This window comes from Atribacterota bacterium (assembly GCA_028717805.1).
Taxonomy (GTDB): Bacteria; Atribacterota; Phoenicimicrobiia; order Phoenicimicrobiales; family Stramentimicrobiaceae; genus Stramentimicrobium.
The window spans coordinates 44,806-71,114 of sequence record JAQUNC010000002.1 but is presented as its reverse complement, the minus strand read 5'-3'; the positions used below and the strand labels follow the sequence as shown (position 1 = coordinate 71,114).

20 protein-coding genes and 1 tRNA gene are annotated in these 26,309 nt (G+C 34.3%); 15 read left to right on the top strand and 6 right to left on the bottom strand.

Features of this window, described 5'->3' with window-relative positions:
- Positions 1-2: 2 nt before the first annotated feature.
- The gene (locus PHD84_00880; GenBank protein ID MDD5636365.1) at positions 3-1,115 is read right to left on the bottom strand and encodes a SurA N-terminal domain-containing protein; all 1,113 of its coding nucleotides are present in this window, start codon (positions 1,113-1,115) and stop codon (positions 3-5) included.
- A gap of 464 nt (positions 1,116-1,579) precedes the next feature.
- On the opposite strand from PHD84_00880, the gene ligA reads away from it, so the two are divergent.
- From ligA to PHD84_00840, 8 genes are all read left to right on the top strand, one after another.
- On the top strand, positions 1,580-3,595 hold the full coding sequence (gene ligA / locus PHD84_00875) for an NAD-dependent DNA ligase LigA (protein ID MDD5636364.1): 2,016 nt from the start codon (positions 1,580-1,582) through the stop codon (positions 3,593-3,595).
- Between the two features lie 28 nt (positions 3,596-3,623).
- On the top strand, positions 3,624-3,917 hold the full coding sequence (gatC, locus tag PHD84_00870; GenBank protein MDD5636363.1) for an Asp-tRNA(Asn)/Glu-tRNA(Gln) amidotransferase subunit GatC: 294 nt from the start codon (positions 3,624-3,626) through the stop codon (positions 3,915-3,917).
- A gap of 93 nt (positions 3,918-4,010) precedes the next feature.
- On the top strand, positions 4,011-5,444 hold the full coding sequence (gene gatA, locus PHD84_00865; protein ID MDD5636362.1) for an Asp-tRNA(Asn)/Glu-tRNA(Gln) amidotransferase subunit GatA: 1,434 nt from the start codon (positions 4,011-4,013) through the stop codon (positions 5,442-5,444).
- A gap of 97 nt (positions 5,445-5,541) precedes the next feature.
- Positions 5,542-6,996, top strand: a complete 1,455-nt coding sequence (gene gatB, locus PHD84_00860) for an Asp-tRNA(Asn)/Glu-tRNA(Gln) amidotransferase subunit GatB (GenBank protein MDD5636361.1) — start codon at positions 5,542-5,544, stop codon at positions 6,994-6,996.
- 72 nt (positions 6,997-7,068) lie between these two features.
- Entirely contained in the window at positions 7,069-7,230 is a 162-nt protein-coding gene (locus tag PHD84_00855; protein MDD5636360.1) for a rubredoxin, read from the top strand.
- A 2-nt stretch (positions 7,231-7,232) separates the two neighbouring features.
- Entirely contained in the window at positions 7,233-8,411 is a 1,179-nt protein-coding gene (locus PHD84_00850) for an FprA family A-type flavoprotein (GenBank protein MDD5636359.1), read from the top strand.
- A 34-nt stretch (positions 8,412-8,445) separates the two neighbouring features.
- Positions 8,446-8,967, top strand: coding sequence for a hypothetical protein (locus PHD84_00845; GenBank protein MDD5636358.1), 522 nt, complete (start codon positions 8,446-8,448; stop codon positions 8,965-8,967).
- A gap of 144 nt (positions 8,968-9,111) precedes the next feature.
- Positions 9,112-10,359, top strand: coding sequence for an MFS transporter (locus PHD84_00840; GenBank protein ID MDD5636357.1), 1,248 nt, complete (start codon positions 9,112-9,114; stop codon positions 10,357-10,359).
- A gap of 112 nt (positions 10,360-10,471) precedes the next feature.
- Here the strand turns inward: PHD84_00840 and PHD84_00835 are convergent, their stop codons facing one another.
- Together PHD84_00835 and PHD84_00830 are read right to left on the bottom strand one after the other, a co-directional pair.
- On the bottom strand, positions 10,472-11,074 hold the full coding sequence (locus tag PHD84_00835; GenBank protein ID MDD5636356.1) for a hypothetical protein: 603 nt from the start codon (positions 11,072-11,074) through the stop codon (positions 10,472-10,474).
- Between the two features lie 5 nt (positions 11,075-11,079).
- On the bottom strand, positions 11,080-11,814 hold the full coding sequence (locus PHD84_00830; protein MDD5636355.1) for a hypothetical protein: 735 nt from the start codon (positions 11,812-11,814) through the stop codon (positions 11,080-11,082).
- A gap of 440 nt (positions 11,815-12,254) precedes the next feature.
- Here PHD84_00830 and PHD84_00825 point away from each other — a divergent pair, with 440 nt between their 5' ends.
- Together PHD84_00825 and PHD84_00820 are read left to right on the top strand one after the other, a co-directional pair.
- On the top strand, positions 12,255-12,755 hold the full coding sequence (locus PHD84_00825; GenBank protein MDD5636354.1) for a TIGR00725 family protein: 501 nt from the start codon (positions 12,255-12,257) through the stop codon (positions 12,753-12,755).
- An 11-nt stretch (positions 12,756-12,766) separates the two neighbouring features.
- Entirely contained in the window at positions 12,767-14,416 is a 1,650-nt protein-coding gene (locus tag PHD84_00820) for an NAD(P)-dependent oxidoreductase (GenBank protein MDD5636353.1), read from the top strand.
- 70 nt (positions 14,417-14,486) lie between these two features.
- Here the strand turns inward: PHD84_00820 and hflC are convergent, their stop codons facing one another.
- Together hflC and hflK are read right to left on the bottom strand one after the other, a co-directional pair.
- Entirely contained in the window at positions 14,487-15,341 is an 855-nt protein-coding gene (gene hflC / locus PHD84_00815; protein MDD5636352.1) for a protease modulator HflC, read from the bottom strand.
- Positions 15,338-16,345, bottom strand: coding sequence for an FtsH protease activity modulator HflK (gene hflK, locus PHD84_00810; protein ID MDD5636351.1), 1,008 nt, complete (start codon positions 16,343-16,345; stop codon positions 15,338-15,340). The genes hflC and hflK overlap by 4 nt, the downstream gene beginning before the upstream one ends.
- Before the next feature lie 370 nt (positions 16,346-16,715).
- Between hflK and fba the strand changes: the two genes are divergently transcribed.
- From fba to PHD84_00795, 3 genes are all read left to right on the top strand, one after another.
- Positions 16,716-17,582: a class II fructose-1,6-bisphosphate aldolase gene (fba, locus tag PHD84_00805; GenBank protein MDD5636350.1), complete on the top strand. Its 867-nt coding sequence runs from the start codon at positions 16,716-16,718 to the stop codon at positions 17,580-17,582.
- Positions 17,583-17,625: 43 nt separating this feature from the next.
- Positions 17,626-18,657, top strand: coding sequence for an ATP-dependent 6-phosphofructokinase (locus tag PHD84_00800; GenBank protein MDD5636349.1), 1,032 nt, complete (start codon positions 17,626-17,628; stop codon positions 18,655-18,657).
- A gap of 279 nt (positions 18,658-18,936) precedes the next feature.
- Complete coding sequence (locus PHD84_00795) at positions 18,937-22,428, top strand: DNA polymerase III subunit alpha (GenBank protein ID MDD5636348.1); 3,492 nt, start codon at positions 18,937-18,939, stop codon at positions 22,426-22,428.
- A gap of 3 nt (positions 22,429-22,431) precedes the next feature.
- On the opposite strand, the gene PHD84_00790 is transcribed toward PHD84_00795, so the two are convergent.
- A tRNA-Leu gene (locus tag PHD84_00790) sits at positions 22,432-22,520 on the bottom strand.
- 235 nt (positions 22,521-22,755) lie between these two features.
- On the opposite strand from PHD84_00790, the gene polA reads away from it, so the two are divergent.
- Complete coding sequence (gene polA, locus PHD84_00785; protein MDD5636347.1) at positions 22,756-25,431, top strand: DNA polymerase I; 2,676 nt, start codon at positions 22,756-22,758, stop codon at positions 25,429-25,431.
- Between the two features lie 48 nt (positions 25,432-25,479).
- Positions 25,480-26,097, top strand: a complete 618-nt coding sequence (coaE, locus tag PHD84_00780; GenBank protein MDD5636346.1) for a dephospho-CoA kinase — start codon at positions 25,480-25,482, stop codon at positions 26,095-26,097.
- Positions 26,098-26,309: the final 212 nt, after the last annotated feature.

The following is a 26,309-nucleotide window of genomic DNA, read 5'->3' as shown; positions in this document are numbered from 1 at the left end:
AGTTAGTTCTCTATTATTTCTTCAATTATACCTTCTTCAGAAACATCTCCTTCTGATAATTGATTTTCTTCAGTAGAGATTTCAGTTTCTGTAATTTGATTACCATCTTTGTCCTGTTCTTTGGCTTCTAATTCTGAGGTAAAGTCGTAGTGAATTATTATATTGGCTTCTTCTCTTAATTGGGCTAAGAGTGCTTCAATTACCTCATTCTGTTTTTGGTAGGTAAAAACATTTTTTATATTTTCTTTTGCTTCTTCCAAAGTTAATTGTTTTTCTTCCTGGATATCATTACATTGAATAATATGATAACCATATTCAGTTTCAACAATATTACTCAGTTCTCCTATTTCTAAGGAAAAAGCAGCCTCTTCAAATGCTGGGACCATTTGTCCCCGAACAACATAACCCAAGTCACCACCCTGTTCTGCTGAAGGGCAAATAGATTTATCTTTAGCAGTTTTCTCAAACTCAATAACCCCATCACTTAGTTGACTTAACAACAGCTCCGCTTCTTCCTTATCTTCAACTAGGATATGACTTATCTTTCTCTTTTCCGATTGAAAGAAATAACTCTTGTTTTCCTCATAATACTGCGTTATTTCCTCTTCAGAAATGGCGATCTTATCATATTCATTTTGAACAACTTTATTAATCATCAATTGCCTGTTTAAGTTATCTTTTAATTGATTTAAAGTTAGATTATTTTTGCTCAAAGCATTATTAAATTCTTGGTCTGAGTTAAAGCTGCTTTTAATCTGTTCAATTTCATTATTTACATCACTATCTGGAATGCTTATGTTTTGCTTCTCAGCATATTGATATATTAAGGTCGAATTTACCAGCTGTTCGGTAATATTGTTTTTAAGAGAAGCTAATACCTCATCACTGATGCTGGATAGGGTTTGATTATCATAACGGGAAATAAAATTCATAAAGGTATTTTGCCACTGTTGGTAACTTATTCCGATGCCGTTCACTTCAGCTATCATATTGCCCACCTGCTGGGAACGAGAACCGGAAGACCTGTATTGACCCAGACCATAAAATATGGAAACAACGAAAACGATAACGATTGCCAGTAATATTGGTTTTATATTCTTTCTAATGAATTGCATAATAAATAAAGTTCTCCTTAAGATTATTTGGGATATCGATTATAAATATAATGGCAGTATGCGCTTTTGTCAAATATAATAATCATCAAGGTTTATATTAGCAACTTGTAGACATCTATCTTTCAATAAAGATAGTAGGAAAATAAAATATATTTATTTTTAGCAATATAATAATTACAGCTTTTAATTATTATAATTAAAAGATACTATGGTAAAAAATAACTGCCAAAATTTATTTTTAATAGACACTTTAATATTAAAGTGATTACTACTATTGAGCTTTTTATGGCTTTTGTTATATACTATGATTATTAAATACTCTTTTCTAAATTAAAAATCATATTTACTAAGTTAGGTTATTAGATAAAATATAATTGTCATTATCATTATATCTTAGGTAAAAATAAGATAGAATTTGTGATAAAAATATTAGAAAAAGATATCCATGAGTGTAATATAATATTATGTTTGAGAAGAAAAATAAGATAAAAATTAAAGAAGAAATAGAATGGTTGAGGGAAGAGATTAGAAAACATAACTATCACTATTATGTGGATGATCAACCCCTTATTTCCGATTATGAATATGATTTATTAATGAAGCAATTAGTTGAATTAGAGCGAGACTATCCGGAATTTATTGCACCTGATTCTCCCACTCAGAGAGTAGGAGCGAAGCCACTGGAACAATTTATAACTGCCAGGCACCTGATTCCCATGTTAAGCCTTTCTAATGCCTTTTATGAACAGGAATTGATAGATTTTGATCAACGTGTCAGGAAAAACTTTCCTCACCAGTATTATGATTATGTTGTAGAATTGAAAATTGATGGGCTGGCAATTGCCCTGGTTTATGAAAAAGGAATTCTGACTCGTGGTGCCACCAGAGGTGATGGTATTACCGGAGAAGATATCACCCAGAATCTTAGAACCATAAAGAGCATACCTCTTAAATTAAGAGAATATAAAGGAATGGATATAATTGAGGTCTATGGTGAAGTATATATGAGCAGAGAGAATTTTAAGAAGCTTAATGAAGAAAGAATGAAAAGAATGGAAAATCTATTTGCCAATCCCAGAAATGCAGCAGCAGGCTCTGTGCGACAGCTTGATCCAGCTACAACTGCCAGTAGACAACTGGATACTTTTATCTATCAGGCTACCTTGCCCAGGAAGGAATATTTTGCCACCCATATGGAAGTACTAAATTTTCTTAGGGCTGCCGGATTTAGAGTTAATACCAATATCAAGCCATGTGCCAACATTGAGCAGGTTATCGAGTATTGTAATTCCTGGCAGAAGAGAAAAAATGAATTGAATTATGATATCGATGGTATGGTTATCAAGATTAATCAATTATCAATGAGAGAGAAATTAGGTTCCACCACAAAGAGTCCCAGATGGGCTATTGCCTATAAATTTCCAGCAGAGCAGATGACCACTGTAGTTCGTGATATTATTGTGGGAGTAGGAAGAACAGGAGCTTTAACCCCGGTTGCTCTATTAGAACCAGTTATCGTTTCTGGCTCTAAGGTTCAAAGAGCCACTCTTCACAATGAAGATGAGATAAAAAGAAAAGATATAAGAATTGGCGATACCGTATTGATACAAAAAGCTGGTGAGGTAATTCCTGAAATTATACAGGTAATTAAAGAAAAGAGGAGTGGGAAAGAAAAGATTTTCCGCATGCCTGAGAGGTGCCCGGTTTGTGGTTCCCAAGTGGTGAAGTTAAATGAAGAAGTTGTCTCTCGCTGTAACAATATTTCCTGTTCTGCTCAGGTCAAGGAAAGAATTAGACATTTTGTTTCTCGCAGTGCCTTGGATATTGAAGGATTGGGTCCAGCCCTTATTAATCAACTGGTAGATACTAAAGTCATCAAGGATTTTGCCGATTTATATTATTTGAAGAGAGAAGATTTGCTAAATCTGGAAAGAATAGCTGAAAAATCCTCCGATAATATTATTAGAGCTATTGAGGATAGCAAAAATAGACCTCTCTCCAATTTAATATATGCTCTTGGTATCAGACATGTAGGCGTATATGCGTCGCAATTATTAGCTGAAAGAATTGATAATCTATCGGATTTAGAGAAATTTACTTGGGAAGATTTTGTTAATATAGAGGGTATAGGTCCTATTATGGCAGAAAGTATTATCTTATTTTTCCAGCAAAAAGAGAATAGAGAAATTATCAAAAAACTCAAACAAGCTGGAGTAAATCTTTCCGCGGAGAAGAAGACCGCTGGGAAAAATCTTTTAGAAGGTCTTCAATTTGTTTTAACCGGAACTTTAGAACATTTTACCAGAGAAGAAGCTAAAGGTATAATTGAAAGATTAGGAGGTCGAGTAGCCAGTAATGTTACTAAAAAAACAGATTTTCTACTACTGGGACAAGATCCCGGTCAAAAATATCAAAAAGCAAAAGAATTAAATATAAAGATAATTGCTGAAGAAGATTTTAGGAAAATGATAGAAAGTTGATGCAGGAAAGGAGAGCTTAGTATTTATTATGGCTGAAAAAATTATTACTCAAAAAGATGTGGAATATGTAGCAAAGTTAGCTAAACTAGAGTTAACTGAGGAACAAAAAGAATTGTTTTCTAAACAATTAAATGATATCCTTTCTTTTTTTGCTAAATTAAAAGAATTGGATACGGAACAGGTGCAACCCACCTCTCATATTGCTACCTCTTCAAAACACTTTCATGAAGATATTGTTAAGCCTTCATTACCCCAGAACACAGTAATGGGAATGACCAGATACAAGGAAAAAGGTTATTTTCAAGTTCCCAGAATTTTATAATTGAACTAGGAAAAAAGTAAGCAGATTTTTTACTGGAAGCAGGAGGAAATAAATTTGCAATTAAATGAACTAAAAGTGATTGATTATTTGGAAATGATAAAAAATAGAGAGATTACCGTGGAACAGGTTATAAAAGATATTTTTCATCGGATTGACAGGATTGATAAAACACTGAAGGCTTATTTATTTGTTAATAAGGAAGGGGCTTTATTAGAAGCGAAGAAGATTGACCAGAAAATAAAGAATAATCAAGATATACCTCCTTTAGCTGGTCTGCCTATAGCGATAAAGGATATTATTTGCACCAAAGATATGGACACTACCTGTGCCTCCAGAATATTGAAAGGATTTATTCCTCTCTATGATGCTACAGTAGTCAGAAGGATAAAGGATGCCGGGGGGATAATCATAGGTAAAACCAATCTTGACGAATTTGCGATGGGTTCTTCCACTGAAAATTCTGCTTTTCAGGTTACGCTTAACCCCTGGGATATAACTCGTGTTCCAGGTGGTTCCAGTGGTGGTTCAGCAGCAGCAGTTGCAGCAGATGAGGCATTAATTGCCCTGGGAACCGATACCGGTGGTTCAGTTAGATTACCAGCTTCTTTTTGTGGCATTGTTGGTATTAAACCTACCTATGGTCGTATATCTCGCTATGGTGTTATTGCTTATGCCTCCTCGCTGGATCAGATTGGAATCTTAGGTAAAGGGATTAAGGATGTGGCTAAGTTGATGAATGTTATTTGTGGTTATGATTCCCTTGATTCCACTTCAGCCAATCTTTCAGTTCCCGATTTTCAGTCATCCTGTCGGGAAGGTATCAGTGATTTAAAATTCGGTGTACCACGTGAATTTTTTAGCCATGGTTTAGATGCAGAAGTAAGAAGAAAGGTAATGAATACCATCCATAAGCTTTCACGGTTGGGAGCAAAGATAGAAGAGACTTCTTTGCCCAATCTTGAATATGCTTTACCAGCTTATTATCTAATTGCCATGGCGGAAGCAAGTTCCAATCTGGCTAAATTCGATGGAGTACAATACGGTTTGAGAATAGAAGAAAGTGATGACCTTGAAGATATGTATTTAAAAACCAGAAGCAAAGGTTTTGGAGCCGAGGTAATTAGAAGAATAATGTTAGGAACCTATGCCTTAAGCTCCGGTTACTATGATGCATATTATTTAAAAGCTCAGAGAGTAAGAACTCTAATCAAGAAAGATTTTGATAATGTTTTTCAAAAATATGATTTACTAATTTGTCCTACTTCTCCCATTCCCCCGTTTAAGGTAGGGGAGAGAATAGATGACCCATTGACAATGTTTTTAACAGATGCTTACACCTTACCGGTTAATCTCGCTGGTTTACCAGGTTTATCAATGAATTGTGGTTTTACTGCCAAGGGAAAATTGCCGGTAGGAATTCAGATTATAGGACGTGCTTTTGAGGAAGAGAAGATGCTAAGAGTAGCTTATAATTTAGAGGAAGAATTAAAAGAAATTAATTCGATTAAGCCAGATTTATCATTTTAACCTATTTATCCCGAATAATTGCAAACAAGATAAAATTTTATAGTTTCAAGGAATTGAAAAGATTTGATGTAAATAAATGAAAAGACAGGAGTTAATCATGCCAGGTGATATTGTAATTGGTTTAGAAATTCATGTTCAACTATTAACTGAAACCAAAATATTTTGTAATTGTAGTACAGATTATATTGATCAGGAACCCAATTCCCATACCTGCCCGGTATGCCTTGGTTTACCAGGAAGTCTACCGGTACTCAACAAAAAAGCGGTGGAATTTGCTTTGAAAACAGCCATTGCTTTAAATTGTCATATTAACCAGACCAATATTTTTCATCGAAAGAATTATTATTATCCTGATTTACCGAAAGCATTTCAAATTTCTCAGTATGATCAGCCATTAGCGGCAAATGGATTTTTAGAGATAAGAGCTGAAAAATCGTTAGGAAGCAGAAAGATAAGAATTAATAGGGTACATATGGAAGAGGATGCTGGTAAGTTAGTCCATATTGAGAGAGATGGTAAAATTGTATGTTCGCTGATTGATTATAACCGTTCTGGTATTCCTTTGTTAGAAATTGTAACAGAACCAGATATGCACTCTTCAGAAGAAGCTGTGTTTTTTCTGCAAATATTGAGAAGTATGGTTCAATACTTGGATGTTTGTGATGGCAATTTAGAGAGAGGATCGATGCGCTGTGATGCCAATATTTCTATTCGGGAAGAGAAAAATGGTAAATTAGGAACCAAAACTGAGGTAAAGAATATGAATTCTTTCCGGGCTATCAGGCAGGCACTGGATTACGAAATTACAAGACAAAGAAGACAAATTGAACAGGGAGAGAGGATATTACAGGAAACCAGACGATGGGATGAGACGACTGGCAAAACTGTAGTTATGCGCAGCAAAGAAGAAGCCCAAGATTATAGGTATTTTCCTGAACCAGATTTATTACCATTGACTATTGATCAATGCTGGAGTGAAGAGATTAAAAATAATTTTCCGGAATTACCAGAGCAACGACGAGAAAGGTTTATTAAAGATTATTTGCTTTCCGATTACGATGCTAACCGTCTGGTAGAAGTGAAATCATTGGGTGATTATTTTGAAAGGGCAACACAAAGCTATACAAATTATAAAAGATTGGCCAACTGGATTCTGGGAGAACTATTACGCTATCTGGGAGAGGAGAATATAGATATAATCAACTGTCCAATTTATGTCTCTGATTTAGTTGAATTATTACAGCTGATTGACCGAAAGATAATCAGCGAAAAGATTGCCAAAAATATCTTTGAACAGATGTGTAAAACGGGTCAAAGTGCTATTGATTTAGTTCAAAAGAGTGGATTTACCCAGATTAGTAATGAAAAGGAAATTAATGATATAATTGATATTGTTATTAGAGATAATTTAGAGACGGTAAAGGATTATTGTTCTGGAAAGGAAAAAGCTATTCATTTTTTAGTTGGTCAGGTTATGAAATATACTAAAGGCAGAGCACAACCAGATTTAGTCCTTAACCTACTTAAAGAAAGAATAAAAAAACTTTTCTGAAACAATTAATTCACCCATGTTTCTCCTAAAAATAATAGAATCAAATGATATATAGAGAAAGGAGGAGTATCGATGGACCGATACAGATGTACAGTTTGTGGCTATATTTATGATCCTGTACAAGGAGATCCCGAATCTGATATTGAACCGGGAACATCTTTTGATGATTTGCCGGATGATTGGGTTTGTCCTTTATGCGGTGCCAGTAAAGACGAATTTGAAAAGGAGGAATAGTTTTGGCTATAAAAAAAATCTTAAAGGATATCTATTTTATAGGAACCATAGATTGGGATAGAAGACTTTTTGATGAACTTATCCCCCTTCCTGATGGTACAAGCTATAATTCTTATTTAATTAAGAATCAGAAAGAAGGATTACTAATCGATACAGTAGATCCTTCTAAAAAGGAGGAATTTTTTCAGAATATCAAGGAGTCACAGATAGAAAAAATTAGCTATATAATTGCCCAGCATGCAGAACAAGATCATGCCGGTTGTATCCGGGAAGTATTGAATATGTTCCCTGGCTGCAAGGTTATTACCAACCGTAAATGCCAGGAATTGTTGATTGATGAATTACATTTAGAAGAAGAGAATTTTATTGAGATTAAAGATAAAGATACTTTTGTTTTTGGTAATAAGGAATTTCATTTCTTTTTTGCACCCTGGGTACACTGGCCGGAAACATTTTTAACCTATCTTCCCAAAGAGAAGATTTTATTCACCTGTGATTTATTTGGTTCACATCTTGCCAGCAGTGAATTATGGTCTTCAGATAATATTACTAATTATTTAGCTGCTAAACGTTACTATGCTGAAATTATGATGCCTTTCCGGCAAAATATCCAGAATCATCTCCAGATGCTGAAAAAATTAACCATTGCTATCATTGCTCCCAGTCATGGACCTGTCTATGAACATCCTGATTTTATTCTTAAAAATTATCAGGAGTGGGTATCTGATTCGGTCAGAAATGAGGTAGTGATACCTTATGTTTCTATGCATGGTAGTACCGAAGCCATGGTAAACTATTTAGTGGAACAATTGATTAGCAGGGGTGCAAGAGTAACTCCTTATCATTTAACTAATACTGATATTGGCGAATTAGCAATGGCATTAGTTGAAGCCGCAACAATCATTTTAGCCTCACCTACAGTATTAACCGGTCCGCATCCCCAGATAGCTTATGCTGCTTATCTCTGTCATATCTTAAGACCAAAAGCTCGATTTGTAGGAATTATCGGATCATTTGGTTGGGGAAGCAAAATGGAACATGATATATTGCAGATAATAAGCAATCTAAAAGTAGATCTGTTGACCTCGGTAATTAGCAAAAGTTTTCCCAGGGCAGAAGATTTCCGCAAATTAGATAAACTGGTTAATCAAATTATACTAAAGCATAAAACCATACAGTAGAATAAGTATATACAGAGTTGAGGTGAATATAAGGATGACAAAAAGATTTTTAGTATGCTTGTTGATTTTTATTATCTTTTTTACCCTTACCAGTATAATAAATTCCCAGGACTCCCTTGATGATATCTTATATTGTGATTTTAAAGATGTGGTGACCTTTGGTTATATATCTGTAAAAGTCCAGGGAGAGCAGTCTTTTTTAATTGGTTTAAGCAGCGAAGAGCTTACCGATTATGCCCGACTAAAATATAAAAATAATTTTGCCAGCATTGCTTTTCAGGAAATACCTGCTGAGGAAGCATACCTGTATCAAGAAGAGGAAAAAGCTAAAAAGACCGGCAGTATCTGGTTCAGAGTATGGACAGTAGGAGAGGATTTTCCAATAGCCTATTATATTGAATGTAGAGCAGGTACCTATAAGAACTATGAGATTTGGAGGGATGAAATACTGGGATTTTGTGATGTGAAAGAAGTTAAGCAGATTGTTAGGAATGAAATAACAAGAATGATAGAAAACCTAGCTATTACTTTTTTTAAGGTAAGAGGAGAAATTTAAATTTCAACTCTATTTTTAGAGATTATGATAAAAATTACTCTTTAACTCAAAGAAAGATACTAAATGGTACAATATAGTAAACAATAAGTTATTTTACAATTAGAACTATTATATTTTTTATTGGTATTGGGGAAATCGGGGAAGATGAATATAAAAAGTCTTTTCGAAGATTATACAAAATTACCGAGAAGTATATTTATCTTATTTTTTGCCCAGATAGTCTATTCTGTGGGTAGTTTTGTCTTTCCTTTTCTGGCTATTTTTTTTACTAAAACACTAATGTTTAATGAACAGCAAGCCGGTTTCTATGTTATGCTGGCTACTGCCGCTAAGGTACCAGGTTTGCTTCTGGGAGGAAAATTGGCTGATGTTTTTGATAGGAAAAAAATATTCATCATCTTTAGCACTCTCTCGGCACTATTTATTTTCGCCTGTTTGCTGGTTGTGCACAGCGAAATAATTCCCTGGTTATTAACAATATCAGCAGTCTTTAATGGTGCCAATTATCCTGCCATGAAGGCAATGGTTGCTGATTTGACCAATCCCGATAATAGAAAAGCAGCTTTTTCCCTGTTGTATCTGGGTATGAACATTGGTTTTGCCATTGGTCCCATGATTGCGGGATTACTGTATAATGATTACCTTAATCTACTTTTTATTGGAGATACGGTTACGACTCTTATTTCTGTTTTACTGGTTTATTTCTTCATTGCGGAGTCTTTCCCTAGTCTCAATAGTATAAAGAACTCTATTGTTTCAGACTACAGTGATGAAAAGGCAGAACAGGGAAGTATTTACCGTGTATTTCTCTCCAGGCCTTATTTAGTTTTTTTTACCCTGATCTTCACACTGTATTCTTTTATTTATGTTCAAAGTGAGTTTACTCTGCCCATACAGATGATAAAAATATTCGGAGAAAGAGGTCCTCAATATTTTGGTTCCATAATGACTATTAATGGAATTGTGGTTATCTTTCTTACAGTGATTATCATCAGCATAACCAGTAAAATTAAACCGATTTTAAATGTATCCTTAGCTGCAATACTATATGCTTTTGGCTTTGGAGTAATTTACTTCAGTACTAGGTTCTTCTTATTTGCCCTTTCTACAGTTTTATGGACTTTAGGTGAGATAATTGCTACTACCTATTCAGATGTCTATATAATAAATCACACTCCTATAACTCACAGAGGTAGATTTAGTGCTATTATTCATATCTTGATAGGTTCTGGATTTATCTTTGGTCCCTATCTGTCAGGATTATTCATTAATAATTTTGGAGTAGAAAAGATTTGGCCTTTTGTTTTTGTATTAGCCATCCTTTCCTCTTTTTTAATGTACCTGCTTTATTATTTTGAGAATCGAACTCATAATACTTTAAAATATTCATAAGCAGAAGAGAAATTGCATTTAATAAAAAATGTTGATTCTTCTGACTTTTTAAAGTAGAACCAGCCTTCCTATTCATTTTTTAAATATTGCCAAATCGGAAATTAAATTAATTTTAATTGTCATTGATTTCCTGGAAAAGGTCAGCCATTTTTCCTTTGAATAGATTAAAATATTCTTTATATTTTTTTTCTATTTGATTTAATCTTTGTTTTAATCCCTTATCTTGTTCCAGTACTTCCTCAACGCTTAATTCTTTTATAACAATTTGGTTACCCTGTTGAAAGGTTTGTAATCTCTTCTGAGGGTTTTTTTCCAGATCCTGTCTTACATATTGAATTAATTGGTCTTTCTCTTTTTGAAACTCCTCTTGTAATTTAGTTAGTTGATTAAAATAATGTTCAATATCTGAGGATTGGTTAGTTTTCTTCAGGTTTTCAATAGCTAAGATACCTTTTTTCCTTTTCTCAAAATCATAGGCATTACTCTGGTAGGTTAAGGATTTAAGAAAGCTATTTTGTACTTGTTTTAAATATTTTACATGAAGTTCTTTTAATTGATACCATAATTGATCTGGTTCAATCTGATCTTTATAATATTTTGCTAAAATAGAGTCTATTTTTTCCTGTTGCTTTATTTCAGCAATTTCCTGAGCACTCAGCTTTTCACCAGCTGTTTTTTCTAGTGCTATTTCCCGAGCAGATTTAATATATCCCACTATTACTACCTCCTTCTAAACAATTCAAAGAAACGGTCTTGATAGAATTCGAATAGACCCCAGCGGTCTAATTCAATTTTTAAATCCTTTGGTTCCATATCACCATGTTTTACCTTATCAAACATAGTTTCAATTTCTTTCTTGGCAATAAGAGGAATACCCTGGGTATCGCGTGAAACAACCTGATAACCCGACTTGTTATAGGTTATTAATCCTCTTTTTCTAAGTTCTGGGAATTGTGACTGATGAGCACTTCTTGACATCATATCAAGGATAAATTTAGATAGTGAAATATCCCATAAATCGCCCACACCCATAACAATTGCTGAAAGATTATCACCTCTTTTATCAATATCTCGGGCAATCTTATCAGCAACCAATTCTAAACTACCAGAGACAAAATTCATAGAATCAACTTCTCTCTTAAAGTTAAAGCGATAAAGAATACTTGCCAAATCAGGCATTTCATTAGCTATGGATAAGAATGCTTTTTTGGCTTCTTCGCTGAATCCTTCAACACGCAAAATATACTCTGGAGTTAATAATTGAGGTCTATACCAGCTGACTTTGCCCTCTCTTACCACAGTCTCCACCTCTCCTTTGGCAAATTCCTGGTAAACAGGTTCAGTAAGAACATGATAATGAACCTCTGATGAACCAAAGGAAGAAAGTAGCTGTTTGGGCCATTTTAGTATTTTCGAATGCTCAAAAGCATATCTAATTCTTTCATCCATATCCATATAATCTACCTCTTTAAACTAAAAGGTTTATGGCAATTTTATTATTACTTACCATTTTTTATTTAATTTATCCTCAATTCCCATCTACAACATTTTAACCAATTATTTAAAAATGTCAAATAAGTATTGTGCGTTATACAAGACATACTAGACAATAATTCAATTCAGTTTATTCTATTTTTAGCCAGTTTCCTTCAGTATTGATTAATTTTTTAATATTATTCTAACTTAAATTTATCTTTTTTATAGAAGGATAGCAGTGTATCTCTATTAAAAAATAGGCCTGTGACTAGAATAAGATTTTCAGCCAGGATTAATCATAAGTGTTATTTGCGCAGATTATGTATCATAACTTGAGAAAATAGAATATTAGTGTATATAATAGATTAATATAATATAAAATAAAAAGGTTAATTTACTACAGGAAGGAGAGAGGTTTTATCAAAAGGATAATAATTGGTATAATGGGTGGAGCTCAATTTGTAAATCCGGAAGATGAGCAATATGCCTATCAAATTGGAGCAATGATAGCCCGAGAAGGCTGGATATTATTAAATGGTGGTCGAGCTTCTGGTGTTATGGAGGCATCAGCTAAGGGCGCCAAAGATAATGGCGGAATTACCATAGGGATATTGCCGGTTGATGATCCTGCTTGGGCTTCTCAATATATTGATATTCCTATTGTAACGGGTATAGGTATAGCCAGAAATGTGATTAATATATTAAGCAGTGATCTGATTATCGCTTTACCAGGAAGAGCGGGAACAATATCTGAAATTGCCCTGGCTTTAAACTATGGTAAAGAAGTCATTTTGTTTAGATTTGATGTCAGCGAATGGCTTAAACCTTACCAGAAAGAAGGAAAAGTACATTTTATTAATGAGTTGGACGAGCTAAGAGTTTTTGTAAAGAAAAAATTAAGTGATATTTATCACAATTAAAAGAGGTATTTATGCCAAAACTATTATTGCGTGTTGATGGTTCCTGTATTCCTAATCCTGGAAATATGGCTATTGGAGTTGTTATTTATAAAGATGGGCAGTTATGGAAAAAAATCAATGAAATAATTGGAATGGGTACCAATAATATTGCTGAGTATAGTGCAGTGATCAGAGGTCTGGAAGAAATAAAAAATATCCCGGCAGATTCAGTTGAGTTTTATTGCGATAGTCAATTAATAGTAAAACAATTAAACGGACAATTTAAGGTAAAAAACAAAAAAATGATTCCCCTTTATGAAAAGATTCAAGAATTAATTAAAGAATTTAAGATCCCCATCTTTTTTATTTGGAATAGAAGGGAAAATAATCAAATGGCTGACCAATTAGCCAGAAAACTATTAATTAAAGAGGAGCAGAATAAAAGAGTTATTGCCTCCAAAGATTTAATGGTAGAAGAGGAAGGGGATTATTTTTTAGTCAAGAATAAAAAAAATAAAACTACATATCATGTAAACCTGACAGTTCCGGAATGTGATTGTTATGATTTTGAAAATCATTGCCGGCAATGGAATTTGGAATGCAAGCATATTGTGGCAACCCGAAAATATATACAGGAGAAAGAAAAACAGATATTGGATAAGGGTGGTAAAAAAATGAAGGTGTTGATATTTAGTAAAATGGTTAGCTTTAGTAGGTGGATGGAATTATTGGGTAGATATAATCAGGAGTATCATCTTCCACTAGAGATTGTTTTTCCTAATGGGAATAAGCAACAATTGGACAATCAGATTGCTTCTGCTGAGGTGATAGTAGGAGGAGAATTAAATGAATCTGAACTCAGTCAGGCTAAAGGCTTAAAATTATTTCAAATACCTTTTGCTGGAGTAGATAAGCAAAATCTGGAGGTTTTTAAAAACTATTCCCATATAGCGGTGTGCAATACTCATGGAAATAGCCATGCTGTTTCAGAGCATGCAATTGGTCTGTTATTAGCACTAGCTAAAAATCTAATCAATAATGACCGTGATTTGAGAATGGGTAAGTGGCATGGATTCGTTTCCGGGGAACCAACCATTCAACTTTATGGAAGAAACATAGGTATTATTGGTCTTGGTTCAATCGGATTAGAAATTGCGAAAAGAGCCTTATCTTTGGGTATGAAGGTATATGCAGTTAAACGTTCTCTCAAGAAAGAAGAGATGCTGGATAAGAAATATGGCTTAGCCTTTTTGGGTACAACTGAACAATTGGCATATGTTATTAATCAATCAGAATTTATCATTATTGCCTTACCATTGACTCCAAAGACAGAAAACATGATTGATGAACGAATATTAAAACTGATGAAAGGTAAATATCTTATTAATATTGGGCGGGGCAGGATTATTGATGAAAAAGCCCTCTATTTTCATCTTAAAAATGGAACCTTAGCCGGAGCAGCAATTGATACCTGGTATCAATATCCTGATAAAGATTCTCCGATTGTATTACCCAGTAAATATGACTTTCAAGAATTGCCTAATTTAATTATGTCACCACATAATGCCGGTTATACCGATAAAGCTATAGAAGAGAACATATTGATGGTATATCATAATATTAAACGGATATTCCATGGTCAAGAACCAGAAAACAGGGTGGATCTTGCAGAGGGATATTAGTGAAATGTTAGGGTCTGGCTATTAATTATTAAAATAGTCAGACCCTGAATAATGAGTAATAATTTTATTTTCAATCTCGTATATTGTTAATATATTGAAAGTATTCATTTTTAGATGATAACAGAATAGTGGTATTTTCTCCCAAGCTGTTTTGGTAAGATTCCAGAGTTCTAAGGAATTGATAGAACTCTGCATCCTGATTAAAACTTTCTGCATATATTCGAATTGCCTCTGCCTCGCCTTCACCTCTTAACTGCTGAGCTTCTCGGTATGCCTCAGCCAGTATTACAGTTTTTTCTCTTTCTGTTTCTGCCATAATTTTGGCGGATTCTTCCATGCCTTCTGCTCGATATTGCTTGGCGATTCTGTCCCGTTCAGCTTCCATTCTGGCATAAATATTTTGTTCATTTTCCGGAGGCAAATCTGCACGTTTTATTCTTACATCAATAATATTTATTCCATATTCCATAGATTTTTCATTACTGCGTTCGGTAACAGTTTCCATAATTTCAGTTCTTTTTGAGGAGACGATTTCGCTCATATCGAATTTACCCAGATCCACTCTTAATTCAGAATAAATGATATCATCCAATCTAGCTTGCGCTCCATTAATATCTCTGACTGTTTGCATAAAAAGTAGGGGATCAGCAATTTTCCAGCGGGCGTAATTATCGAGAATTAGGGTTTTCTTATCTCGGGTAATTATCTCAGTAGGAGGAGCATCGTAAACAAGCAACCTAGACTCAAAGAGGATTACATTTTGAATAAAGGGAATTCTCATGTGCAAACCTGCTTCTCGAATAACCCTGATTGGCTTACCAAATTGCAGAACTATAGCCTGTTTTGTTTCATCAATAATGAAAAGGGTAAAATTTGCCAAAAGGATAATCAAAATTAAGCAAATAAATATTAAACTTTTTCTCATTTTTGCTCAACCTCCTTTCTAATTAAGTCCTGGACCAGTGGTTCATTCAAGGGCAACAGTTTTAACACATTATTTTCCGTTTCTTCTATGATAAATTTATTCATATTTGGTAATATTTTTTCCATTGTTTCGATATATAAGCGGTATTTAGTAACCTCTTTTCCCTTCTGGTATTCAGCTAAGATCTGATTAAATTTAGCCACATCACCTTCTGCTTTTCTTATTCTCTCGATTTTATAACCTTCTGCCTCTTTTATAATTCTAGCCGCTTCTCCTCTGGCTTTGGGAATGATGTCATTGCGATAACCTTCTGCTTCATTGATGAATTTACTTTTATCTTCTTTAGCGCTGGCTACATCCTTAAAAGCAGCTGATACCTCAGTAGGAGGATTAACATCCTGTAATTGGACGGCAATTGCTAAAATTCCAGATTGGTAGATATCAAGTAACTCCTGGATAAGCAACCTTGTCTCCTCCTGTATTTCGTATTTGCCTTCGGTTAAGGCATCATCAATTTTACGACTTCCGATTACCTGTCTAAGTGCAGCTTCAGAGGCGTTTTTAACAGTGAGCTCAGGTTCAATTATATTAAAAAGGTAATCAGCAGCATTTTTAATTCGGTACTGCACAATGGCCTCGGCACTAACAATATTTTCATCCCCGGTAAGCATAAGAGCTTCCTCCTGGACTTCAATATAACTATCACGAACAGTCCGAAAACCAATTTCAATCCTTTTTACCTCTGTAACTGAAGGTGTTACTGCTGATTCAAAGGGAAAGGGCAGGTGATAATGAAGACCTGGACTATCTAATCTGTTAAATTTTCCGAAACGCCTGACTACTCCTTGTTCATTAGGTTGAACAATGTAAATACCGCTAACCAGGTATAAAATAACTAAAATTAGAATCAATAGCTTTAAAAATTTTTTACCAAATGTTATTTTTGGAATTTTTTCAGCTATATTAATTATTTTTTCCCCAGCATCATCTCTAAAATCGTTCATCTTATTCTCCTTTCTTTTCTTTTTTTCTTTCTTAAAAAAGACAGTTCATAGCACACCCACATTGGATTTGACTTTAAGATAATACGAATATAGCACTAATTATTATATTTCTCAAATATTATTGAGATGTCAAATTATAATATATGATAAACTATTTAATATATATTAATTTGCTGCTTCCAAAAATTTAGTATATACTCCCAAAGTAAAATATTAATTGCAATAAGCCTTTAAGATATATATAATAATAAAATGTAAATAAATTTTTTCCTACTTATTATTCAAGTGGATTATTTTGTTTAGTATTACTGAAAACTTTCTATAAAATATTATAAATGACGAATAAGAAGGAGATAGAAAGGAGAATTTTATGCCCTTAGTAACAAGCAAAGAAATATTAATAGATGCTCAAAAAAACCATTATGCTGTGGGTGCCTTTAATGCCAATAATATGGAGATAGTACAGGCAATCATAGAAACTGCTGAAGAAGAAAGAGCGCCAGTGATAGTACAGGCTTCCCAAGGAGCTATTAAATATGCTGGTTTAGATATGATAGTTGGCATGGTAAAGGTATTGGCGGAAAGGACTTTTATACCAGTTGTTTTACATCTGGATCACGGGACCGATTATTATCAAAATATCAGATGTTTAAGAGCTGGATTTACCTCATTGATGTTTGATGGTTCCAAATTACCATTTGCTGAAAATGTTGCTTTAACTAAAAAGGTAGTAGAAATGGCACATTCTTGCGATATTCCGGTAGAGGCTGAAATCGGGCAGATTGGGAAGATGGATTCCAGTGATGAACCAGGAATAGCACGAGAGAAAATAAAGGAATTTATGGCTGATCCGGAAGAAGCGGACAAGTTTGTCAAGTTAACAGCTATTGATTCTTTAGCTGCGGCGGTGGGGACAATTCATGGATGTCGAGAACCTATTGCTGAATTGGATATACCTCGCATCGAAAAGATTAGAGATTTAACTGGCATTCCCCTGGTGTTACATGGAGCCTCTGGAGCAAGTGATGAAGAAGTAAAAAAAGGAATTGCTGCAGGAATATGCAAGATTAACATAGATACCAGGATACGGATGGCTTTTACCAGGGCAATCCAGGATTATCTTGATAAGAACTCTAATGAAATAGATCCTCGGAAGGTTCTGGGGGTTGCCAAAGAGGCAGCAAAGAAAGTTATTAGAGACCGTATTAGAGTATTAGGTTGTCATAATAGAGTATAGTGATTTAGAATGAATATAGATATACGAATAAAGGGAGTAAAAGATGTCTAAAAGAATTGGTATTTTAACAGGTGGAGGAGATTGTTGTGGGCTTAACCCAGCCATTCGTGGTGCAGTTTATCGAGCCTATGATTTTCATTATGAAGTATTTGGCATCAGAGATGGTTGGAGGGGTTTAATTGATGGTAATCTTTTTAAAATTCATTTACAGGATGTAGAAGAGTTAATAGATAAAGCCGGTACTATTCTTGGAACTTCTCGCACCAACCCCTTTAAGGTGGAAAGCGGAGTAGAAAGAGTATTGAATACTATAAAGAATTATGGTCTGGATGCTGTTCTGGCAATGGGAGGCGAGGATACCCTGGGAGTCGCGCAAAATCTATTTAAAGAGTACAAGGTAAATGTTGTAGGAGCACCTAAAACCATGGATAATGATCTATCATCTACTGATTTTACCTTTGGCTTTGATAGTTCTGTCACCAGAGCGGTGGAAGCAATGAAGAGTCTGGAAGATACTGGAAAATCTCATCACAGGGTCATGATACTGGAAGTTATGGGTAGGCATGCCGGTTGGGTTGCCCTGTATACCGGGCTGGCCTCTGGAGCAGACTGGATATTGCTTCCAGAAGAAAAACCGGATATTGACGAGATGTGCAAACAACTTCAGCGTGTTTATTCCAGAAAAAAATATGCTCTGGTGGTAGTATCAGAAGGTGTTGAATTACCAGGTGTTAATGCTGGTCGGGAAGAATTAGACCAGTTTGGACATATGATTTTAAAAAAAAGAGAAATTGGTCAGTCTTTAGGTGATGTAATTAGCGAGAAAACCGGTCTAGAAACCAGACATGCCGTAATTGGGCATATGCAGAGAGGTGGCAATCCAACGATATTCGATAGAATCCTGGGTTTGCGTACCGGAGTAAGAGCAATGGAATTAATTGAAAAGAAAGATTTTGGAAAAATGGCAGCAATGAAGGGCAATAAGATTATTTCAGTACCTCTAGAGGAAGCTACCAGGGAAATTAAGATAGTAAATAAAGAATGGATTAGTTTTGCCAAAATATTCTTTAAGTAATAATAAAAAAATGTAATGGTTTGGTATATTTTTATTTAGAGCAACATATTTAATTAATAATAAACAATAGAAGATAAAATATTATGGGAAGCCTCGATTGGCTTCCCATAATATTGCTAATTTGTTTGCCAATTAATTGGCTTTTAGTGTGAAAACCAATTCAAATTAGTATATAATATCTTTAAGGTGATAGATTTTGCTACTTTTAAAAATTTCTTTTAGGTTGTTCTTATAAGTTTTGAGCGAACCTCTTTAACCCTTTAAAAGCGAGAAAAAAGTATGTCTGAAAAATCAAGATTTGTCCATCTACATGTTCATTCTGAGTACAGTCTTCTGGATGGAGCATGCCGCATAAAAGAATTAATTAGAAAAGCCAAAGAAAATAATATGTCTGCTTTAGCTCTGACTGATCATGGAGTTATGTATGGCGCCATACAGTTTTATAAAGAAGCTGTTGCCAATAATATTAAACCAATAATTGGCTGTGAAGTTTACCTTGCTCCTCATAGCAGAAAAGATAAATCCAATGGTAAGAAGGAATCACCAAGTCATTTAATTCTTCTGGTCAAGAACAAGACTGGATACCAGAACCTTATTCAATTAGTTACCAAATCATTTCTGGAAGGCTTCTATTATAAACCGAGGATAGATAAAGAAATATTAAGAGAATACAGTGAAGGGCTTATTGGGCTATCAGCTTGCCTGAAAGGAGAAATACCCCGCCTTATATTACAAAATAATTTTACTGAAGCTCAGGAATTAGCCCTATCCTATCAGGAAATATTTGGTAAGGGTAATTTTTATCTGGAGTTACAAAACAATACTATGCCAGAACAAATTAAGGTTAATCAGGAACTGGTCAAACTGGGTAATTTACTGCAGATTCCCCTGGTGGCTACCAATGATGTACACTATATTGACAAAGAAGATTACGAAGCCCATGATATTTTATTATGTATTCAAACTGCTACTAATCTTGATGATCCTGATCGTATGAAATTTAGTACTGATGATTTTTATTTTAATACCCAGGAAGAGATGCAGCAACATTTTGCTGATATTTCTGAGGCACTGGATAATACCTGCAAAATTGCTCAGGAGTGTACTCTGGAAATAGATTTTCAAAATGCCCATCTACCTGATTTTAGCTTACCGGAAAACCTTACTGATTATGATTATTTAAAGCAACTATGTTATGAAGGAGCAATAAGAAAATTTACACATCTTGAAGGTGAAATTAAGGATCGTTTGGATTATGAATTGTCTATTATAAAAAAAATGGGTTTCGCTACTTATTTCTTAATTGTATGGGACTTCGTTAATTATGCTAAAAAACATAATATAATGGTTGGTCCGGGAAGGGGTTCAGCAGCTGGTAGTCTGGTAGCTTATTGTCTGAATATTACTAATATTAATCCTCTCGATTATAACCTGCTCTTCGAAAGATTCCTCAATCCAGAAAGAATCAGTATGCCCGATTTTGATATTGATTTTAGTTTCGAGGGAAGAGGAGAAGTAATTGAATATGTCAGTAAAAAATATGGGCGTGATAAAGTTTCTCAGATTATTACGTTTGGAACAATGGCTGCTCGAGCAGTAATTAGAGATGTGGGTAGAGCTCTGGGTATTCCCTATGGGCAAGTGGATAAGATTGCTAAACTTATTCCTATGGATCCCAAGATGACCATAGAGAAAGCATTACAGATTGAACCTGAATTAAAAAATAGAATGGAAAACGATGCTATCATTAAGAAGATGATTGAAATATCATCAAAATTAGAAGGTTTATCCCGTCATGCTTCCACACATGCTGCTGGAGTGGTCCTATCTCGAGAATCATTGACTAATTTTGTTCCTCTCCAACTAACATCTGAAGGGGAAATTTCTACCCAATATGCAGCTGAAGATTTAGAATCACTGGGATTATTAAAAATGGATTTCCTGGGATTGAGGACTCTCTCGGTGATTAACAATACTATAAAAATTATTAAGAAAACCAGGGGTGAAATAATAAATATAGATGAAATATCCTTAGATGATGAGAAGGTCTATGAAATCCTGGCAAAAGGAGAATGTTGCGGCATCTTTCAATTAGAAAGTTCTGGAATGACAGACCTGGTAAAGCGAATGGAACCGAAGAATATTGAAGATATAACTGCCCTGTTAGCACTATTTAGACCTGGTCCCTTAGGGAGTGGTATGATTGATGATTTTATAAATCGGAAAAAAGGGAAGGTAGAAATTAAATATCTACATCCCAAACTGGAACCAATTTTAAGGGATACTTATGGGGTAATTGTCTATCAGGAACAGGTTATGCAAATTGCCAGTCAATTGGCAGGCTACTCCCTCGGTCAGGCAGACATTTTAAGGAAGGCAATGGGCAAAAAGATAAAAGAAGTAATGAAAAAACAGCAAAAACAATTCATCGAAGGTGCTGTTAAAAATGATATTGAGAAAAAGACTGCTGAAGATATATACGATCTTATTGCTTATTTTGCCGGATATGGATTTAACAAATCTCATAGTGTTTCCTATGCTTTTCTATCTTATCAGACTGCCTATCTTAAAGCGCATTATCCTGTAGAATATATGGCAGCATTACTTACCAGTATTATGCAAAATACTGATAAGGTGGTGAAATATATTAAAGAGTGCCAGAATATAGGCTTGAAAATATTACCCCCAGATATCAATGAAAGCTTGATTGATTTTACTGTGGTAGATAAACAAACCATACGTTTTGGTCTGGCAGCGGTTAAGAATGTGGGTAGGGCTGCGGTTGAAAGTATTATTAAAGAAAGAAGAGAAAGTGGTTTATTTTCATCTCTAATTGATTTTTGCCAGAGAGTGGATTTAAAGACCATCAATAGGAGGGTTGTAGAGAGTTTAATAAAATGCGGTGCTTTTGATTCACTTAAAGCTTCTAGGGCTCAATTATTGTCAATTTTAGAAAGGTCAATTCAGATAGCTCAGGATAGGCAAAAAGAAAAAAGAAATGGTCAGACCAGCCTTTTTATGGTAAAAAATGATGGTCTTGTGAACGATCTTCAGGATACCTTTAATTTGACAGCAGTGCCAGAATTTACCGACCAGGAACTTTTAACTATGGAAAAGGAAACTCTTGGTTTTTATCTTTCCCATCATCCTTTAGAGGATTATCAGGAAAAATTGACTGAGCTTGTCAATGCTGATTCTACTAACCTGGAAGATTTTTCTGATAAAAGCCATGTCATTCTGGGAGGTGTAATTACCAATATAAGAAGGAAGTCTACCAAAAATGGAAATATAATGGCTTATTTTTCCCTGGAGGATTTGCATGGTACTATTGAAATTATTGTTTTTCCAAAAACCTTTGAGGAGTTCAAAGAAGTGCTCAGGGAAGAGAACGTGGTTATAGTAGAAGGACGTCTGGATGCTATGGAAGTAAATATGAAGTTATTGGCAGAGACAATCATCCCGATTAATGAATATCAGAAAAACAATTTAACCATGGGAAAGAAAAAAGTAAAAAGCCAGCACAATTTACATATAGAAGTAGATGTAGATGGGCTTGAACCGGAGAAATTAGATGATTTAAAAGAAATATTACAAAAATACCCTGGAACAAATCGAGTTATAATTCATTTTAAATCTGGCACAAGAACATATCACCATTATGTCGATGAACAATTAAGAGTAAAATATAATAAAGGATTAGTCAAAGAAATAAAGGATTGTTTAATCCAAACCAGGATATGGCTGGAAAATGAAGATTCTGGCAAAAATTAGATATGGTGCCGAAGGTCGGAGTCGAACCGACATGAGCTGTGAGGCTCGCTGGATTTTGAGTCCAGTGCGTCTACCAATTTCGCCACTTCGGCGTTAAAAAGTATCTTAAAAATTATAGATTAGACTATTATCAATGTCAAGCTAATGACTATTAATAAAAAAATAGTTCTGTTAGTTTTATTTGTGGTGATATCTCAATAATAGGTAAAATTTTATATCTTTTTGTTTTATTAAAAACCACTTTCTTGGTAGGTATTGTTTTAGGATTAATAGAGCCACCTGCTAAGCGGGATAATTGTTTATTTATAAATAATAAGAGTATTAGAGATGATAAAAAAGATCAAAAAATTATTTTTAATTGATGGACAGGGATTAATATATCGTGCTTTTTTTGCCTTACCCAGGTTAACAACTTCCTATGGGCAGCTTATTAATGCTGCCTATGGCTTTACCCTGGTATTATTAAGATTATTAGAAGAACAAAAACCGGATGGTCTCATAATTGCCTTTGATACTCCTAAACCAACCTTTCGCCATAAACAGTATGACCAGTATAAAGCCCAGAGAGAAAAAATGCCTCCGGAATTAATTGAACAATTGCCTATTATTAAAGAAATCGTGCAAAAATTTAATATTCCGTCAGTTGAAATTGAAGAGTATGAAGCTGATGACATTATTGGCACTATAGTTCAGAAAATAAAAGATAGTGAATATAAGCCGGTTATTGTTACCGGTGACCGGGATTTATTACAACTGGCAGATAAAGATACAGAAATATTATTGATGCAAAAAGGAGTAACTCAGGTGAAACAACATCACCTGGCATCTATTGAAAAGATGCTTGGCTTCTCTCCTCATTTTATTCCCGATTACATAGGTCTCAAAGGAGACCCGTCTGATAATATACCAGGAGTTCCTGGGATTGGAGAAAAAACCGCTCAAAAACTAATCCAGCAATACGGTAGTTTGGAAGAAATAATTAAAAATTCTCACCAGATAGAAAATAAGTCCATCAGAGAGAAAATATTCCAATATGAAGAGCAAGCTAGATTAAGTAAAAAATTAGCTATGATTAAGAGAGATGTTGATATTGATTTGAAATTACCCAGAATTGCTTATACCGGACCAGACTATGGACAAATTAGAGACTTGTTTCAAAAATATGAATTTAAAAAGTTGATAGAGAAGATTCCTCATAAAGGGGAAAATAGTAAAGAAATAAAAAAGAGTATAGTAGTATATAAGGAAATTTTAAATGAAGAGCAGTTAATAAAATTATGCCAGAAGATTAAATTAGCAGGTTATCTTTCGTTTTTATTAGAGACATATCAGTCAGCTTCTCATAAATTGCTTAAAGGTATTGTCATTAGCCTTCTGGATGAATCATTTTTATTAAGAATTAATAGCAATGATGTACTAATAGGAACAGATAAATATCTTTCCAGGGAATTAATATTAAGCAAGTTAAGGGAGTTATTTCAGGATGGAAAGATTGAGAAGATCGGCTTTGATTTGAAGAATTCCTGGGCTTATTTATATAATGATATTGATTTTTTCCAGTTTCCTTACTTTGATATTAAGATAGCTTCCTATTTATTAAATCCCTCCCAGCAAGATTACAGTTTGACCAAAATAATACAGGATTACTTAATCAAAGAGAGTGATACTGAAAAGGATGGCGGGCCGGAAAAACATTTCGCTGACCAGGAACAGGAAATATGTTGGCAGACCCAATCATTATTATCCTTAAAAACGATATTATGGGAACAACTCTCTAAAAATGATCTGGATAAACTTTATCTGGATATTGAACTCCCTCTGGTTAGAGTAATTTACCAGATGGAAAAAAGGGGAATCAAGCTGGATACCATCTTTTTAAAGAAGATGTCCCAGCAATTTTCCCAGAAAATAGCTGAAATTAAGACAGATATTTTTAATTTAGCTGGTGGTGAATTCAATTTAAATTCACCCAAACAGTTAAGTCAAGTTTTATTTGAAAAATTGAAACTTCCCACTGTAAGAAAAATTAAGACAGGCTATTCAACTGATGCACAGGTTTTATTGGAATTATCTGAAAAGCATGAAGTTGTAGCTAAAATACTTGATTATCGTGAATTGGAGAAATTAAAGAATACCTATATTGATAAATTGCCACGGTTAATAAATCCTCAAACCGGTAGGATTCATACTTGTTTTAATCAAACCGGCACTTCAACCGGAAGATTAAGTAGCAACAATCCTAATTTACAGAATATACCGGTACGGACGGAACTGGGTCGGGCTATCAGGAATGCTTTTATTGCCGAGGAAGGGAATATTTATTTATCTGCAGATTATTCCCAGATTGAGTTGAGAATTCTGGCACATTTATCTCAAGATGAGAGTTTAAGGGAGGCATTCTTAAAGGGAAATGATATTCATGCCTATACGGCAGCACAATTATTTAATATTGATTTAAATCTGGTCAGTGAGGAGATGAGAAGAATTGCTAAGACTATTAATTTCGGGATTATTTATGGCATGAGTAGTTATGGTTTAGCCAATAATCTCAGAATAAGCAGAGAATATGCAGAGCAATATATTGAAGCCTATTTTCAGAGATATCATAGGGTAAAAGAATATATTAACGAGCAGATTGAGCTTGCCAGAAAAGATAAGTATGTCAAAACTATGTTAAATCGAATCAGGTATCTGAATGGTATTGATAGCCCCAATAAATCAATCAGAGAATTTTACGAACGAACCGCTATTAATACCCCCATACAGGGTACAGCAGCAGATTTAATTAAAATAGCTATGATTGGAATAAACACCAGAATGGAGAGATTAAATCTATGCAGCGGTTTAATTTTACAAATTCACGATGAACTAATTTTTGAAATCCCAGAATCAGAGTTGGAAATGAGACAGGCTATAATTAAAGATATCATGGAGAATTGTTTACATCTGGATATACCATTAAAAGTGAATTTTAAGAATGGTTACCACTGGGGAGACCTGTAATGGAGAATGGGTAAATTTTCTTAAAAAGAGAGGTTTAATCTCTTGAAGATGCTAATAGTTGGCTTAACAGGTGGAATTGTCTCTGGAAAATCAACCGTTGCTGAAATGTTTAAACAATTAGGAGCACAGGTAATTGATGCTGATGAGATTGCCCGTACAATCGTTCGTCCGGGAGAAAAAGCCTGGCAAAATATTGTGGAGTATTTTGGTAAAGAGATATTGTATGATAATCGGGAGATTAATCGCAGAGAATTAGCCAGGATCGTTTTTGCGGATAAAGAAAAATTAGAAATATTAAATAAAATAACTCATCCGGAAGTTACAGCAATTATAAATATGAAAATTAACCAGATGAGGAATAATGGTAATAAAGAGTTAATCTGTATTATTGAAGCGCCGCTATTATTTGAAGCTCATCTAGAATATATGATGAATAAGATAATTGTGGTATATCTCAGCCGGGAAGAACAATTAAAGAGACTTCTAATCAGGAATAGTCTCACTGAGGAAGATGCTATAAAGAGAATTGAATCCCAGATGCCTATGGAAGAAAAGCTTCAGCAAGCAGACTATGTCATTAATAATTGCTTTTCCCTTGTCCAAACTAAAAAACAGGTACGGCATTTATGGCAAGAATTAAAAAAATCACTTGCAGAAGAGAATTGATTTTAGAATTTAGCCCTATCTTTTTAGGTAGCTGAATTGTTTGCCTAATTTGGCTCCTTTTCTTCATTTTTCAGATAGATACCCTGATTGAGTTATAGCTTGTGGTATAATTTAGAGCATTGGAATTACTAAAAATCCCATTACTCTAAAAAGGTTTTTTAAGACGATATTTAAATTCTATGATAACCGGATGGTCAGAGAAAGTTTTATCT

Coding starts and splice junctions, on each gene's coding strand:
- PHD84_00880 (MDD5636365.1), bottom strand. CDS start 1,115: ATGCAATTCATTAGAAAGAATATAAAACCAATATTACTGGCAATCGTT.
- PHD84_00855 (MDD5636360.1), top strand. CDS start 7,069: ATGGACCGATACAGATGTACAGTTTGTGGCTATATTTATGATCCTGTA.
- hflC (MDD5636352.1), bottom strand. CDS start 15,341: ATGAGAAAAAGTTTAATATTTATTTGCTTAATTTTGATTATCCTTTTG.
- hflK (MDD5636351.1), bottom strand. CDS start 16,345: ATGAACGATTTTAGAGATGATGCTGGGGAAAAAATAATTAATATAGCT.
- coaE (MDD5636346.1), top strand. CDS start 25,480: ATGCTAATAGTTGGCTTAACAGGTGGAATTGTCTCTGGAAAATCAACC.
- PHD84_00845 (MDD5636358.1), top strand. CDS start 8,446: ATGACAAAAAGATTTTTAGTATGCTTGTTGATTTTTATTATCTTTTTT.
- gatB (MDD5636361.1), top strand. CDS start 5,542: ATGCCAGGTGATATTGTAATTGGTTTAGAAATTCATGTTCAACTATTA.
- fba (MDD5636350.1), top strand. CDS start 16,716: ATGCCCTTAGTAACAAGCAAAGAAATATTAATAGATGCTCAAAAAAAC.
- PHD84_00795 (MDD5636348.1), top strand. CDS start 18,937: ATGTCTGAAAAATCAAGATTTGTCCATCTACATGTTCATTCTGAGTAC.
- PHD84_00800 (MDD5636349.1), top strand. CDS start 17,626: ATGTCTAAAAGAATTGGTATTTTAACAGGTGGAGGAGATTGTTGTGGG.
- PHD84_00840 (MDD5636357.1), top strand. CDS start 9,112: ATGAATATAAAAAGTCTTTTCGAAGATTATACAAAATTACCGAGAAGT.
- gatC (MDD5636363.1), top strand. CDS start 3,624: ATGGCTGAAAAAATTATTACTCAAAAAGATGTGGAATATGTAGCAAAG.
- ligA (MDD5636364.1), top strand. CDS start 1,580: ATGTTTGAGAAGAAAAATAAGATAAAAATTAAAGAAGAAATAGAATGG.
- gatA (MDD5636362.1), top strand. CDS start 4,011: ATGATAAAAAATAGAGAGATTACCGTGGAACAGGTTATAAAAGATATT.
- polA (MDD5636347.1), top strand. CDS start 22,756: ATGATAAAAAAGATCAAAAAATTATTTTTAATTGATGGACAGGGATTA.
- PHD84_00830 (MDD5636355.1), bottom strand. CDS start 11,814: ATGGATATGGATGAAAGAATTAGATATGCTTTTGAGCATTCGAAAATA.
- PHD84_00820 (MDD5636353.1), top strand. CDS start 12,767: ATGCCAAAACTATTATTGCGTGTTGATGGTTCCTGTATTCCTAATCCT.